The sequence below is a fragment of the Mesorhizobium sp. M7D.F.Ca.US.004.03.1.1 genome (assembly GCF_003998635.1).
GTDB lineage: Bacteria > Pseudomonadota > Alphaproteobacteria > Rhizobiales > Rhizobiaceae > Mesorhizobium > Mesorhizobium loti.
On record NZ_RZQG01001614.1, the window covers coordinates 1 to 665 of the forward strand.

Annotated in this window: 2 protein-coding genes; both read left to right on the forward strand. The window is 55.2% G+C overall.

Annotated features, from left to right (window positions below; all coding sequences use genetic code 11):
* Positions 1 to 353, forward strand: a 353-nt coding sequence (locus EN935_RS41260) for a hypothetical protein (protein ID WP_206534716.1), incomplete at its 5' end; no start/stop codon positions are given.
* Positions 354 to 375: 22 nt separating this feature from the next.
* Positions 376 to 665, forward strand: a 290-nt coding sequence (locus tag EN935_RS39055; protein WP_127374405.1) for a hypothetical protein, incomplete at its 3' end; no start/stop codon positions are given.

Sequence of the window (665 nt, forward strand, 5' to 3'; positions counted from 1 at the left end):
CCGACCGCCATGTGACATTGATAACCGCCGGCCGCCGCGCCGGGCATCGCCTGGATGAGCCGAATTTCGTGTTCGCACAGCGCAAGCTGGCGATGCTCGATATAGATAGCGTGACCGACTTTGTCGCTGAGCGTATCGCCTGGAATGAGATCATCGGCCGAAACGTTTTCACACAACAACCCAAAACGCTCGGGCATTTCGATGCCGTCGTGACCGTATCGCCTGGTAGGCCGTTGGATCGTTTGTCGAACCAACTGGAAAATGTCGCAATACGAATGGTTGGCGACTGTGTGGCGCCGCGCAATGTCGAGGCGGCAATCCTGGAAGCGCATCAGTTGGCCGCAACCCTATAACCCCAAAGATGAGGAGTATGCTATGGGCGAACAATCGATTGTCGAGCAGAGGATGCAATGGATCAAGGCGGAAGATGTGCCGAAGGTCTGGATTTATGAAGGTTTCGAGCACAGCCATCGTTTGGTGACCAACAAGCGTCAGGGCGCCTCTCTCTCCTTCCACATTACGACTTACCAACCGAACTTTGACACGATGGTGGTTGGGCAAGGGAAGGATGAAGTCGTGCTTTACTGTCTCGAAGGCGACTCCCGGCAAATCGAAGACAATGGCAACGAGGTCCACTTTACACCCGGCATGGCGGTGTATCTGCC